Annotated in this window: 7 protein-coding genes; all 7 read left to right on the forward strand. The window is 62.8% G+C overall.

Annotation, left to right across the window (positions count from 1 at the left end; genetic code table 11):
- Positions 1-199 precede the first annotated feature (199 nt).
- Entirely contained in the window at positions 200-1,585 is a 1,386-nt protein-coding gene (locus tag EB75_RS17020) for a tyrosine-type recombinase/integrase (protein WP_073696530.1), read from the forward strand.
- A 269-nt stretch (positions 1,586-1,854) separates the two neighbouring features.
- Entirely contained in the window at positions 1,855-3,276 is a 1,422-nt protein-coding gene (locus EB75_RS17030; RefSeq protein WP_286150227.1) for a hypothetical protein, read from the forward strand.
- Positions 3,273-5,363, forward strand: coding sequence for a hypothetical protein (locus tag EB75_RS17035; RefSeq protein ID WP_286150228.1), 2,091 nt, complete (start codon positions 3,273-3,275; stop codon positions 5,361-5,363). The genes EB75_RS17030 and EB75_RS17035 overlap by 4 nt, the downstream gene beginning before the upstream one ends.
- Positions 5,356-5,781: a hypothetical protein gene (locus tag EB75_RS17040; protein ID WP_073696531.1), complete on the forward strand. Its 426-nt coding sequence runs from the start codon at positions 5,356-5,358 to the stop codon at positions 5,779-5,781. The genes EB75_RS17035 and EB75_RS17040 overlap by 8 nt, the downstream gene beginning before the upstream one ends.
- Positions 5,782-7,058: 1,277 nt before the next feature.
- Positions 7,059-8,444: a hypothetical protein gene (locus EB75_RS28860; protein WP_142239664.1), complete on the forward strand. Its 1,386-nt coding sequence runs from the start codon at positions 7,059-7,061 to the stop codon at positions 8,442-8,444.
- Positions 8,441-11,905, forward strand: a complete 3,465-nt coding sequence (locus tag EB75_RS17060) for a helicase-related protein (RefSeq protein ID WP_083612365.1) — start codon at positions 8,441-8,443, stop codon at positions 11,903-11,905. The genes EB75_RS28860 and EB75_RS17060 overlap by 4 nt, the downstream gene beginning before the upstream one ends.
- Positions 11,902-13,689 carry an MrfA Zn-binding domain-containing protein gene (drmB, locus tag EB75_RS17065; protein WP_217267708.1) on the forward strand — a complete coding sequence of 596 codons (1,788 nt, stop codon included), beginning with the start codon at positions 11,902-11,904 and terminating at the stop codon, positions 13,687-13,689. Before EB75_RS17060 ends, drmB begins: the two co-directional genes overlap by 4 nt.
- Positions 13,690-13,861 lie beyond the last annotated feature (172 nt).

Here is a 13,861-nt window from a genome sequence, read left to right on the forward strand (position 1 = left end):
CCACGAATGGAACACAGATAACTTCATATTTGAGACCTCTTTGCCGGCACGAAAAAGTGTCATACCCCTGGAGTACCACTAAGGGGCAAGCCGGCAAGGGGGTCTCTTTATGCGAATAGTGGCAGTCCGGAGAAGTACTCGTGGGGGTCCCGTGCTGTGCGCGCCTGGCGGCACAGCATCGCTCCAGTGGTCGAAGGTTGTGCAGGCGCTCGACCGACACGACATTCCGGATGGCCTGCCCTTCATCGTCGATGACGACGGCTCACTGATCGGCTGCGACCGACTCAATACCTACCTGCTCATCGCATGGCGCCAACGCGCCTACGATCTCGACAGCTTGCGTAGCTTCCACGCCTACCACCTCGCGCGGCTGCTCCGGTTCGTCCGAGCGCGCCGCGGCGGGGAACTGGTGGACCTCACCGCCACTTCGACCGAGGATTTGACCGCCTACCGCGATGCCCGCCAGCAGGAAGTCCAAGACACCACGCTGGCAACGGAATTCGGCTGCTTCTCTTCGTTCTTCTATTTCGCCACCCAGGTCGGCTGGATGGAGAAAGACCCGACCCCTCGCTGGGGCCGGAACAACCGCAACACCCTCATCTCCCGAACTCGGCGCGAGCGTCAAGCGCGTTTTCTCACGGCTGCTCAGACCAAGCACTTCCTCGACGTCGGACTGCGTGGCGACGGCTATGAACCGGCGGGTGCACCGGGCTACCCAGAGCGGGACTACGTGTACGGCCTGTTGCTCGCAACCACTGGCCTGCGCCGTGAGGAGTGTGCATTTCTTCTCGACGTCGAGGTTCCGGCCCCCGACACGAAGGGACCCCAGTCCATCCATGTCTTCGATCGCCTCGGCAAGAAGCAGGTGGTCCGATCCATCTACGTCACCGCGCAGATAGCCCACGCCGCAGACCTCTACCGCCAGACTGAACGGCACCGCGTCGTGCAGGCGGCACAACGCGGCCTGCGCGCCAAGGTCCGCGACGGCTCCCTGCTGATTGTCGACGATCTGATCGAACGGCGGGGAAAACTCTACGTCGCCAAGGGATCTCAGCGTATCCCGCTGGTGCGGTTCACCAATCAGTGCCGTGCCCAAGCTGTTCGCATTCTCGATGACGGAACCATCGAACCACTGGCGTTATTCGTGTCCCGGGGCGGACTGGCGCCGGGGCTCGAACGCTGGAACCAACTATTCGCCGACGCACGCGAGCGAGTCACCCAGTCCGGCCACCGGGATCAACCGCCACGCCACGTTCATGTCACACCGCACACGATGCGGCATTCCTACGCAGTGCGCATGCTTGCCGCGCTCATGAAGGAAGGCCGACAACGCGCCGGAGACCCCTACCTTCTGCTGGCAAACCCCGTACTGACCGTCAAGGAACTCCTCGGCCACGCGAGCGTCCAGACCACCATGCATTACCTCCACGCCGCAGAAACATGGACTGAGAACGTCCCAGCCGCCCTCGCAGCAACCGCAGCCGATCTCGTCGGACACACCGAATCCGACCCAGGCCCCGACCCCGAAACCATCGAGGACGACTGGGAGTCGGACGACAGCCCCGCCACCGGAGACGTCCAGTGAGAGGGTCCTACTCCACCCCCGAGGTACCCGCGAGTTCTGCAAGGCCACCAGCGCCGAACAATGGCAAGTTCACCTACGAGTGGACCGACTATGACGATCGGCGGGCGGTCACCATCGATCCGGCCACTTTCGAGACTCCGGTCATCGCGGCGCAACTCGCCACAACTTGGTTGCAAGTGCTCACTGAGTTCGGCCGAGATGAGTCGGCGCTCACGACCGGGCTTGTGGACATGCTGCGGTCGATTGGTGCCCTACCGTTGACTGACGAGGTGAAGACCACATTCACGGTACGTGACTTGCGCCGCGCACATCTGGACTTGTGGGAACTCAACATGCTGGCACGACACCGAGAAGCGAAGTCAGACACCGCCTATCGGAAGGTCGTCCACGTCTTCGCACTCCTTCGACGGCACGGCGATGATCACCCAGGTGCGCTGCACAAGGAGGTCGCCGACCGGTTGGCGCGACAGCCGCGCCTGTGGCATCACCGCAACGACGGATTGCCACCCTTGAACGAGCGGGAGACTCGCGCATGGCGCCGGTGGGCATACCAGAAGGCGAAAAGTGCTCTGTCCCAACCAGACCGGTGTATCGATGATATCGACGTCCAGACCGCATTGCACGTCTTACTGAGCCTCGCGACCGGCGAGCCACCTGAGGTACTCCGAGCCCTGACCGTCCATGACATCGAAGCCACCGCCACCCCCGCAGTCGACGACTCTGCGCCCAGGCTGTCGCCGATTGACAGGCTCGGCTACCTCGCCGAGAACGACCTCATCGAACTGGTCCGCGTCCGGTACACCAAAAACCGCGCACACGAGACCTATGACGAGGTGTACGCACGCCGCGACACCGCACCCTTCACGGCGTTTCGTTGGGCGTTGATGCTCAACGCCGTCGCTCGCTCAGAATCCGGCCATCCGTCACTGATCCTCATGAAGGACGACCGCGGAACAATCAGGCAACCACCGTGGCAGCGCGCGACCTACCGGCTGTCTGAGATCGCCAAGCGGAACAACCTGCCGTTATCGGGCCCCAACCAATGGGCACGACTGCGCAAGTTGGCGACAACCCGCGAAGTACTCGCCGACTCTAAGACCTACCTGTCGAACGGGCGCCGCCACTCTGCGAAGACCTTTTTCGGCCACTACACCAACAGTTCGGTTTTGCGTGCCAAGGCCGGTCGCATCCTCATCGACAGCGTCAACGACATGTTCGACAGCGCCATCAGCGGTCCCACCATCGTCACCGCGGAGGCGGAACAGGCCCTGCGAGCCGGCGCCGATGCACCAGGCATCGATTCGGAGACCGCCAGCGCTTTGGTGGCCGGCCAACTCGACGGACCGCATGCCGGATGCCGCGACCCTCTCGACAGCCCCTACGAGAAGAAAGGCACTGTCTGCACCAAGTCCATCACTGGTACCTGCTTTGCGTGCGCCAACGCCCTCATCACGCTTCAGCACCTGCCGGCCGCCCTGGCGATCCAGGACATGACACATCCCGACCGCGCTGCCGACCCGAGAACCTGGCAGTCGCACTGGAAACCCATCTACGACACCATCACTGAGGTAGTTCTGCCGGCCTTCACTCCCGAGCAGGTTCAGCGAGCCCGCCAGCAAGCAAACCTGACACCGATCGACGCGGGTGTTCTCAATGACATGCGTGGCGTCGAGGAGGGCCCAGCGTCGTGACCGCTACCGCATCATTAGGGCTTTCCGCTGTACCGTGGCGGAATCCGTTCATTGATGAAATGTATGTCTGGCCGCATCTTGCCGGCAGCCCGCGTTACGGGGACGAACTGTGGGATCTTGAAAGGGTTGTTTCCCGGGTCAGCATGGCTGAGCGTTTCATTCGCTTCGCGAATGCGCCTCTCGCACAACGACAGACCATCAAGAACGTCCTCATGACACTGGCGTCCCCCGATCGTGAGGAAGTTGTTCAAGCGGGCGTCATCCGACGAGGACGCGGTGCGCCACCGTCAGCCTTATACGACCACTTCATCAAACTCGTCGTCATCGCCAATTGGGCCGAGAATCGAGGGATCACGCGCTTTGCCGACTGGAGCCAAACCGACGCCGACCGCTTCCTTCAAGATCTCCAAACCGGCCAACACCGCAAAGACGCTGTGGGACTGGGGGCGAGCAGCATTCGCAACTATGTCGGCACACTGCGGCTGCTACGGGAGTGTAGCGGCGTTCTGCCGGATGCCCTCTCTTTCTTCCCGTGGGCCGGCCGTAACTCAGCCGATGTCAGTGGCTACGTCTGCCACGCCGAGAACACAACGCCGCCCCTGCCGTGGGAGTCCTGGGGCCCCCTGGTCGCAGCGTCGTGGGCAATTGTCGACCGATTCAGCGCCGACATCATTGCCGCTGTGAAGACACGCGCTGCACTTCCCAGCGAGCCCCGCGGGCCGGGTGGAATCAACGCCTACAACGCCCTACTCGACTGGACTGAACAGCGCGGGCCATTGCCGCTGCATACGGGATTCGGTCGCGTCACCAACCACCCACGAGGGGAACCAAACAGCCGCCTGTTGTTGCGGCTACTAGGAATCAACGGCACTGTTCTGAACCCCTCGCACCCGCAGTACATGCCCGCCGCTGTCGCCCTTGTAGCCCAGGCGGCCGACGACCCCGAGCGAGCGACGTTCGGCGGACTGCACATTCCGACGGCCGTTGTTTCTCACGTCGATGGAATGACCAGTACATGGATCGATGAACTCGGGCTTGGTGAAGCAGAGCACCTCGAAAGCGTGCTCCGCGCGGCCTGCTACGTCCTGATCGCCAGCCTTACAGGTATGCGCGACAGCGAGATCCAAGAATTGACACGGGACACCCGCACCAGCAGAGACGGGTTGGCAGCGCTGCGCAGCATCCAGCACAAAGGTAATGACATTCCAGACGGCCAGCGTCGCGAATGGTGGGCACCCCGACCCGTTATCCGGACTATCGAGGTCCTCGACGCACTTGCTGAACACGCCACCCACCTCTTCGCCCGCAGCCGAGGCAATGCCGGTGCGTACAACCCAACCCGCGACATCGCAAGGCTCATTGCCTTTGTCAACGACGACCCCTCCCAACGGCTAGGACGCGGGCGGGGGCTCGGACTCGACCCAATCGAGGTTCCCAAAGATCAGGCCATCACGGCCACCTCACTCCGGCGCGCCTTCAGCGTCTTCGCGACCACTCGTCCCGGAGCCGAACTCGGACTGGGAATCCAACTAGGACACAGCGCCTGGCGGATGACTACCGGGTACATGAGCGACGGACAACAGCGAGCCGTTCGGCTCATGGACGACGAACGCAAACGCGTCCTACACAGCGACGCCGCCGCACTGCTGCAGGACGACAGCCCCGTAGCAGGGCCGGCGGCCAACCACGTCACCGGATTCCGTGCACAGATCATCACCAACCCCGACCGTGCCGATCGACTCACCGCGACGCTCGCTGAGCGACTTCACCTAGGGCTGACCAACGACTGCATGTGGAACCCCGCAACCAGTAGCTGCGGCGGCGACCGCCCAAAACTCGGTGACCATGTGTGCGTCGGCATCGACTGCACCAACGCCCTACTGAGGCCAGCGCACGTCGGCGTGATCGCCAGCGCCATCGACCGCATCGACAGTTACCTCGATCAACAGCGCGGCCATCCGGCTCTCGTCGAACAGATGCGTCGAGACCGCGCAAACCTCGCCCGCATCCGCCGCGAGCTCACCGCCGCCAACGACCCCGACGATCTCTACGACGACCACTTGGACCAGGAGAAAGACCATGCCTAGCCCGACGCGCAAGCGCGTCAGCGATGCGGTCATGCAGGCCATCGCCGACGCCATCACCACCATCGAGAACAGCGCCGACATGCCGCGCACCAAACGGCAGATCGAAGCGATCACCGGCAGGAGCCACGACGCCGTCGCCCGCGCGTTCGTTCAGGACCGAATCGAGAACAGCTCATACCGACTCAACAGCCGCTTCGAGCAACTCACCGCGAACCTGACCCGAGGCGACAGCCTCAACGACGCCTCTACCCGCAACGACAAGCAGGCCATCGCCGAACTGCGCCAGAAGAACCGCGACCTCCACAACCAACTCGATCGCTTCGCGACTGCCCTGTTCACCCGGCACCTCGACAACCAGACCGACCGGCCCGAAATCGAACTAATCACACGAATCCGGCGAGGGCAGCGGGGGGAGTGAGCGGCGGAAGATCGCAACTGTGTTTCGCGGTCGCGTAGCTGGGGTGGGAGACACAAAGCAGCCGATCAATGTCGGTGGCCCGGCGTAGCGTGCTCGTCAAATACCGAAGAGACGATCTATCACAAGGGGGTGCAGGTGCTCCGTCAGCCCAACGAACACGACGCAGAACCGTACCCCGCAGGTCTGCTCCTACTTCGCCAACTCGCTCAACAGCTCACCGCCTCCGGGCCAAATGCGGATCGCAATCTGCGGGTCGTGGTCACTGTGCCGACCCTGAGGATGGCAGCCGTAGCGGCGACGCTCGGGTCAACGTCTATGTCGATCGAATGCTCGGACTGCGAACACACCTGGCTTGAGTGTGGCGTCCAAGTTGCCTGTTGCCGCTCGGGGTTGCTGACGGATCAGCGACTCGATGACCTGCGCGACGGCGAGTTGCGGTTCGGTGGGCTCCGACTCCGCAACAATCGCGACAGCGTCCACCGGCTCCCCGCAGGATTTCCGGAACGCCGAGACACCCGGCTATCGGATGTCGCGCGGCGCGAGATCGCCGCCGCTTACGGGTGTCCAGAAGAAAGCTCCGGTCATCGACTGTCCGCTGCCAGTGCCCATCCGGTCGTCGTAGCAGGCGAGCCGAGCGCGTTCCTTGCGGACGTGGACCTCATGTTCCCGGCATGCACTTCCCCGGGTGTTCGAGGTCGGTTGTTGGCCGGCAAACACCTGCGCGACTGGTTCCGCTATCCAGTCCTAGTAATGAACGCCATCCCTCGTTTCGACGACGAACCGTGGGTTTCAGCCCTACGTCCCCGCCTCGTCGTCATTGCAGGATCAGCTGCGTGGGTTGCCAGTTCACGAAGTAACTGGCCGGAAGTGCCGATACTGGCATTGTTGTCTCGCCGATCACCCGCCGCCGCGGAGGTCGCATCGTTGCTGACGACCTCCGGGTGGGCTGCTCCCAGCCAGCTACCCAGTCCGCTTCGTCAGCTGCTGCGCCCGCAAGCTGGTCTCGAAATGTTATGTGCGACCGAACCCGACGCAACGCATGCCGACGAGGACCTGTGGTGACTTCGATAGCTGAGCGATTCACCACGTGGCGAGACGCGCAACAGCCATCGATCAACATCGCGCGCGTTCGTTGGCCGGAACTGCAACGAGTCACTATGGCACTGCGAGCACTGCGACCATTTGTTGAGTCATCGTCGGCGAACAGCGTGGCAGGCAAGGTTGTCGCTGCGAGGCGGATACTTACCGCAACTCCGCTGCCGCCAGCCCATGGCGCCGTGGGACTCACCGAAGTGCTCAATGATGTGACGAAATTCCTCGCTGAACACCCTGCCCACACCCTGTGCGAGGCGCTGATTCCCCTTAGCCAAGCACTGCGTTCCCTAATGCACTCGTCGTCGCCCGTTGCCGCACAAGTCGGTGATGTGCTGTGTGAATACGGCGCAGCCACCGACGGTACTCCCGAGGCCGTCCTAGTCGTACCGCGCAGAACCTGGCTGACGCCCGTACGCGATTGGCTCGCCAGCGAAGATTTCGATTGCGTGGACACGGCCTGTCTCGGTGAACTAAGAAGCGCGTCAAACACCTATCGGGCCACAATTCTCGTCGGGCATCCCGCGGTTGCATTCTCGTCGCGATTCCGGACACCCGACATGGCGCTGCGGGAAATGGGCTGGCTGATGACTGCGCCTGTTTCGCCCACTGTGCAGCTCGTACTGCCAAGCGATGCCCCCCGGTTAACCGTCAGCGACCTGTGGTTGCTGCCAGCCGACGCCCAACCCGAGCTGGTATTGCGCGACGACGGCCCAGAGCCCGGCGCCGACCTCGCACCCCACGACTGGCGACCCATATTCGAAGTGCCCGGGCCTGTACGGCGAACCCCACGGTCATTCGCGATGCCAGCCGACGGCGAAGCGCACGCAGTTGAATTGCAGATGGCATCCGGGCATGCCGCGTACTTCGATCCGCAGATCGGTCCCCGGCCACACGTGGTGACATTTGACGATGAGACCCGTGCGGTGTCGTTGTCTGCCGCATCGGTGGGAAGCGTCGCGCGCGGGTGGGTGCTGGCCATTCGAGTCGGCGCTGTGCCCCATACACAGGTGGTAGACCGTGCAGACACGTGGCTTCAGCAGCGGAAAGGCTGGTCCGCTAACCACATAGCGACCGTCCGGGCGTACTCCGCAGATCTGAGATGCACCCTCCTACAGGCCCTTCAAGTCCAAGGTCACCAACGACTCCTCCAGAAACTGGCCGCAGCGGTCGGTGTCGACTACGCGCGAGTCCTACTTAGGGGTCCGCTCGATGAGCGGTACATCGCACCACGGCGGCGGGGATTCGAGGCCCTGGTGAACGCAATAGCCGCACCGGAGCTCCTTGGGACCTTCGATGAGCTGGCGACAGTGCGAACCGCGCATCAGCAAGCCGGCGAACAGATCCGGCGAGAGATTCCCACGAGTCTCTCCGATGGCGCCTGGGTGGCAGAGGTGGACGACGAGGGCTGGACAGTACGGCATGCAGAAGGCTTAGGGACGCTGCTACTGGCCAAGATCACTGCCCGGATCAGCGAACCCATCGCGGTTCCGCACAACTGGCTCGGTGTCCTGATCGACGAAGCAGGACACCGTGTCACCGAACTCCCCATGAAGGAGGAAACGCCATGACGCCCGAGCAGACACGTGATTCGCTTATCGACGCCGTTCAGCGAGACTTACGTGGACCGCTCGCCGACCCCACTGGCGCGTACCCCGGCGCAACGCCTACTCGTCTTGACCGCGGGCAGAACATCGAAACAGACACCGACCTGCACCGCTTGTTCGTGGCAGACGATGGCGAAGAAGTCCTCACTGAACGCCCGACGGCCCGCTACATCGTCGGCGCTCTCTACCCGGTAATGCACTTAGATGAAGAGCGGGACCTCGACGAAGCACAGGCACCACCAGCAACCGACGAGGCAGGTAACGATGCCGACGAGATCGCACCTCGCCCCGGGGCGCCTGATGCTGCGGCCGACAGTGCGGACTCCGACGACGACGGGCCGGCGTCTCCGGTAGATCGGCCCGGTCGACCGTCGTCCTTTGGAATATCGTTCGTCGTTGCTGACGAGGTGGCAACGTTAACGCTGCGTGTGGCCGGTGCCCGATACGAACCCCACGAATACCTCTATAGAGGTTCTCAGCGCACCGGGTGGCACCGAGTGGCGGTGAATGAAGAAGTGCCCCTACAACTGCCAGCCGATGGTGTACAGGTCAAAGAGGTCATCGCCAAGCCTCTGCAACTTCACGTCGGAATACATAGCCGACACTCGGATGCTGGCCAGCGAATAGTCACCTGCTACCTCGTGAACCGGACCAGTCAACCAGAGTTCGATCTAGCGCGGCGGGTGCTGTTCACCGCTCGCCTTACCGCAGTAGTGCCTGCAGAACACCTCTTGAACTACCCAGATCGCAATGCGGATTCGACGGCGGAAGCAGCCAGCTTGCGACTGCTGTACACGGATGTACCGGTGCGCGCGGTAGGGCATGGCGTTGACGCTGTGGTCGCGATTGACGGCGATGTTGCACTGGTGCACACCGAGTCGCTACCGGTGGCTGCGGTCGGCGGCACAACTCCAAACATCGCTGACGCCGCCGGTTCGCTGAATATCGATATGGACGGGTTGGGCTATTGGGATCCGGCGGCGGTGGCGACCGTCGACCGGATGATCGCCAGCTATCGCGAGTGGATCAAGGACAGGTCTGCTGAGACAGCGAAGTTGGATGGGCCGGAGCGGGATACCGCGGAAGAACATATGCGGGCATGCGAGGCCTTCGCCGACGATGTAGCCGCGGGCTGGGCGTTGGCGTCGGCCGGGACAGTGCAGCGATGCCTGCGGTGGACGTCAACGGCGATGGCGCAACAACGGCGCAGCTACGGCGCCCCGACACGCGCAGTCACCGTCTCCGATGGGGTCATCACGGTCGAGGGCACCGAACCCGGCAGCAAAGGCCTTGCGCAGTGGCGTCCGTTCCAATTGGCTTTTGTCCTCGCCAATCTCGCTCAGATCATCGATCCGAAGCATCACCGTCGCGGAGTGGTTGACGTGATCTGGATGCCGACGGGCGGAGGCAAAACGGAGGCATATCTGGCACTCGCTGCCTTCACAATGCTTTTCAGCCGCCTGACCGAGCCCAATCGGAAAGGGACAGCGGTGATCATGCGCTACACCCTGCGCTTGCTCACCGCTCAACAACTCCAGCGTGCTGCGTCACTGATGTGCGCACTGGAGACGCTACGGACCGATAACCGCGATGTGCTCGGCCCAGAGCGGTTTTCTATCGGTGCGTGGCTGGGTCGGGCTAGCACCCCAAATTGGCGCAAGGACGCGGTGACCGAACTCCGCAATTTCGCGCGCTCGCGTGACCAGTCCACCACAGATCGGCCGTTCATACTGTCTCGCTGCCCGGCCTGTGCAGCAGCGATTGGTGACGTCTGCGATGGGCGTGTACTCGGATACGGGGTACATCAGATCAAAACCGCAGATGGCACGGGCTATCGCATGCAGGCATCGTGCCCAAACCCAGCGTGCGCATTCCACCTCAGTCGGACGCGCGGAGGGCTGCCCGTCTACGAGGTCGACGAAGACATCTACGACAGGCCTCCGACGTTCCTCGTCGCGACCGTGGACAAATTCGCGCAGCTTGCCTGGAACGAGAAAGCCCGCGTGATCTTTGGACTCGGCGAGCGTGGGTCCCGTCACAATCCTGCCCCAGCCTTGATTATTCAAGACGAACTGCACCTGATCTCCGGTCCGCTAGGTAGCCTCGTCGGGCTCTATGAGGCCGCGATCGACCAGTTGTGTCGGCACGACGGCGGCCAGGCACCACATGTCGTCGCAGCAACCGCAACCACACGCGCGTATGCCCGGCAGGCAGAAGCCTTGTATGCCTGTCGCCGCGATGAAGTACGGCTCGTACCACCCCCCGGGCTGAGCGTCCATGAAAGTTTTTTTGCACAGGCTGACACGGCGAACCCTCCGCGCACATTTGTCGGTGTGTGCGCCACCGGCGTGGGCAGGTTTGCGCATGCGCAGATGCGTGTGCTGGCGAGCCTGGCCCACGCCGCGGCCGCACTCGAGCAACAAAATGCACCAGTCGACCCGTATTGGACCAACGTGGCGTTTTTCGGGTCGCTTCGAGACCTTGGCCTCGCCAAAGCGCTGATATCGACCGACCTCCGCGGCTACGCCTGGCGCCTCGTGAGAGCCACGGGGATTCGCACCGGCACGCTAGGAAAAGCTGGTGTGCGTAAGGCAATTCGGCCACTCACCGACGTGGAGTTAACCAGCGCGTCGAGCAGCGCGGCGGCCAAGGCATTGGACCAACTCGGGCAATGCCGCGACCAGCCAGGTGCAATTGACCTCGCGCTCGCGACAAGCGTTATCGAAGTCGGTGTCGATGTCGACAGGCTCGGACTGCTCACCATCGTCCGCCAGCCGAAAACGGCTGCGCAGTACATCCAGGTAGCTGGCCGGGTAGGCCGCAACCCGAGCAAAGGACCGGGACTTGTCGTGGTCCTGCTCAACCCGATGACCGCGCGCGACGTCAGCCACTACGAACGGTTCACCGCCGTGCACCAGCGGCTATACGCCGCGGTAGAATCGGCGAGCGTCACACCCTTCACCGATGCTGCCCTTGCTCGCGGGCTCCGTGGTGCATTCTCATCGGTTGTTCGGCAAGTACGTTCGCGCGGCATCGACCGCGTCATTCCCACCGATGTCGAGCTCGTGAGCGCTGCCGCGCAAGAAATCAACCGGCGGGCCACCAAGATTGGAGGAACACCAGCCGGAGACCGGGTCAGCGCCCTGTCCGATGTCGCATTAAACGAACTGCGAACAGCAGTCGACCAACAGCTTGGCTGGGGTAATGCGGGCCAGTCAGGATTTCACTTCCTGCGACCGCTGGAAGATCCTGCGCCGACCGGGAGAGCAAGTTGGCCGGCGCTGACGTCGTTGCGCAGCGTCGACGGCGATACCGCGCTGCGCATTGACGAGAACTGGCTGCCGGCACGCGCCGGCACCGACGTCAAACATGTTGTCCCAGTTGGCGGAACGTCAGATACGGCACCTCATGAGGAGGAGTGGTGAGCCGTTCACTGTTTGTTACGCCCGTACGTCGCGCTCACCTGATCTCGCCTTTTGGCCCCGGATCGATAGTCCTCACCCGCAATCGTGTCAGCGCACTCGTGTGCGGGCCCGCGACCTGGCTGCGCTCGCTTCCAGAGCGCCCACCCGGTTCGGTACCGGTCCTCGATGAACTCACGATCACCGACCGTCACCTACTCGCAGCGACGGGTGTCGAACGGTTCCTGATACCTGGTGCGGCTAGCGAGAAGCCCTCGCGTGACGATTGGCTAGTACCCGCGGTGCGTTTCCCACTCAGTGAGTCATGTAGCAACCCGGTCTGCCAGCGACTCATCAAGCGGGACCCGGCGGACGCCAAAGACGGTCGATGTAGCGCATGTGCCTCACCCAAATCGCGGGGCAGATGGCCAACTTTCCAAAGCGCGCTTGTTCTGGCATGCCCCGCTGGCCACCTCGATGATGTTGACTGGGCCGCGTGGCTACACAGCCAAGCTGGTTCTGCCTGCACGCAGCATGATATCCGCTATCAGGTGACAGCAGCCGCCAATCGTCCGCGATTGAAATGCAAGGGCTGTGATCGAAGCGTGCAATTCGACCCTGACGTCGACTTCCCGTGCACAGGTGCTCGTCCGTGGTTGCCGCATACCAGTGCTGAATCCTGCACCGGTCGAGCGAAACCGATCGAGAGGACCTCAACAACTGCGTATTACGCCAGTGTCCTGTCAAGTCTCACCATCCCCGTAGCCGGCGCCAACAACTCGACGCTGTTACATGCGCTCACCGATAACGCAACCCTGCGTGTGATGCGCCGGCTACCCAGAAGCTCGGACGTTGTTTCCGAAATGGCCGCGGTAGCAATGAATTTGGGTATCCGCACCGATGACGCCGAAGTCACTCGCCATCTTGACGCACTCAATCGGGACAACGTCGTCGGGCCGCGCCGTGCCGACGAATTAACCGCCCTGCTCTCTGCAGACCACCGTCGACGCACCACGGGCGCAGTGCCAGATCTCATCGTCGAACCACAGGACGTAGAGAAGTACCGCGGTAGCCCCCTGGGCGAGATGCTGTCCGCTGTCAGCCTCGTTCCCCGTCTTCGTGAAACCCGAGTCCTCACAGGCTTCGGCCGTATCGCCCCATCATCGGTGAATCCCGAGACCGGATACGCCCAACTGTGGGGCAAGCCCCGTCCCGCTGCTTTCTCTAAAGATTCCACCGACAACTGGTTGCCCGGCTACCAAGTCTTTGGCGAAGGCATCCTGTGTCTGCTGGACCCAGTCGCGGTCGACGAATGGGCTAGCAGGGCGGCAGCTGACGAGCGGCTGGTCAACACTGCGCACCCGCCGCGTATGCAGGACGAGACGTCACGGCCGTTACCGTGGCTCCTGGCACACACCGTCGCGCACCTCGTTATGCGAGCTGCCGCACCGCATGCGGGATACCCGCTGCCGGCATTGCGGGAGCGGATCTTCACTGTCGACAATCGCACCGCGTTCCTCATCTATACGGCAGCCGGCGATGTACACGGCACGTTGGGTGGGCTTGTTGAACTTGGAGAGCCTGAGCGCTTGGGCCCAATCCTCGAAGCTGCCGTGGAAGCCGCTAACTGGTGTGCCACTGACCCAGTCTGCATCGAAGATGCGCAGGGACCCCGCGGCCGCGGCTCGACGCCGGGTGCCTGCCACCACTGCCTGATGGTGCCCGAGACCTCCTGTGAAGCGTTCAACCATGGACTGGACCGCGCTGCCGTCATCGGATACGGCGGTGTCACCGGGTTCCTCGCGTAGAAATCGAGTCTGGACAACATCGGACAGCAGACTGTGCTACTGGTTTCATCCTCCGCCACTGAAATTGGTTCTGAGCCGGCTGGTAGTGGGAAGACACTCCACCTCCGCCGCACGAGTGAAGCGGCGTACAGATGACGCGGAAGACACTTTGAACATGACAGTTCGACCCACA

Source organism: Mycobacterium sp. ST-F2, from assembly GCF_001905655.1.
GTDB lineage: Bacteria > Actinomycetota > Actinomycetes > Mycobacteriales > Mycobacteriaceae > Mycobacterium.